The 1,406-nt window shown below is 65.3% G+C and carries 1 protein-coding gene; it reads left to right on the top strand.

All coding sequences use genetic code 11. The features are described 5' to 3' along the window. Positions 1–107: 107 nt before the first annotated feature. The gene (locus U1E26_02750; protein ID MDZ4168563.1) at positions 108–1,349 is read left to right on the top strand and encodes an IS256 family transposase; all 1,242 of its coding nucleotides are present in this window, start codon (positions 108–110) and stop codon (positions 1,347–1,349) included. The last annotated feature ends 57 nt before the right edge of the window (positions 1,350–1,406 follow it).

The raw sequence follows: 1,406 nt of genomic DNA, 5'->3' as shown, positions 1-1,406 counted from the left end.
GCTAACGTCCCCGGTAGTGGTGTACGAGTTCCCGAGGGTCGCCTGACAAACAGGCGGCCACTGCTCCATCCTTGAGGTCGACCAAGACCCGAACCAAGGAGGAGACAGTGACCAAGGACAAGATGGACCGCCTGACGTGGCTTCGCAAGACACTTGAGGACGCCGATCTCGACGTGATGCGTGAGATGCTGCGCGTCTTCGCCGAAGAACTCATGGGTGCCGAGGCCGATGCGCTGTGCGGCGCGGGCTACGGAGAGCGCTCTGACGAGCGCGTAAACCGCAGGAACGGCTACCGCGAGCGCGAGCTCGACACTCGTGTCGGCACGATACCGCTCGCAGTGCCCAAGTTGCGCGAGGGTAGCTACTACCCGGACTGGCTGCTCGAGAACCGGCGTCGTGCGGAGCGAGCCCTCGTTGCGGTCATCGCCGAGTGCTACGTGCGTGGGGTCTCGACCAGGCGTGTGGACGGGCTCGTGAAGACGCTCGGAATCGAAGGCATCTCGAAGTCACAGGTCTCGCGTCTCGCGAAGACCCTCGATGAGGAGGTCGCCGCATTTCGCAGCCGTCCACTTGACGACGGAGCGTACCCATACCTGTGGGTCGACGCGCTCGCGATACGAGTACGAGAGGGCGGACGCGTGGTGAAGGTCGCCTGCATCGTCGCCACCGCCGTGAACTCGGAGGGCCGCCGCGAGATCGTGGGCCTCGACACATTCACCGAGGAGTCCGGTCCGGCGTGGACCGCGTTCCTGCGAGACCTCGTGGCCAGAGGGCTTACCGGCGTGCGGCTCGTGGTCTCGGACTCCCACAAGGGACTGATCGCTGCCATCGAGGCCGTGCTCCCCGGTGCCGCCTGGCAGCGGTGCCGCACCCACTTCATGCGAAACGTACTCTGCCGGGTGCCGAAGTCAGCCCAGCCGTTCGTGGCCACGCTCGTGCGGACGATCTTCGCGCAGCCGAGCTCAGACGAGGTGGCCGCCCAGCTCGCACGCGTCGTCGAACAGCTCGAAGAGCGATTCCCCGATGTCGCGACGATGCTCGAGGATGCGGCAGCAGACATCACCGCGTTCTCCACGTTCCCCATGGCTCACTGGCGCCAGATCTGGTCCAACAACCCCCAGGAGCGCCTCAACCGGGAGATTCGCAGGCGGAGCGACGTGGTCGGCATCTTCCCGAATCGCGAGAGCATCATCCGGCTCGTGGGCTCGGTGCTCTCCGAACAACACGACGAGTGGCAGGTGAGCCGCCGCTACATGTCGATCGAGTCAATCGACAAGACGATGCAGCCGACACTCGTCGTGACCGACGGACTCGATCAGGAGGTGGTGCCCGCGCTCATGGCCGGCTGAGTGACAAGCCCGAGGTCGGAGCAGAGGGCTTCATACACCACTTGCCGGGACGTGGCC

It is taken from the genome of Coriobacteriia bacterium (genome assembly GCA_034370385.1).
In the GTDB taxonomy this organism is placed as follows: domain Bacteria; phylum Actinomycetota; class Coriobacteriia; order Anaerosomatales; family PHET01; genus JAXMKZ01.
Note: the sequence above shows the minus strand (reverse complement) of the source record. Positions and strands in the feature narration are given on the sequence as shown.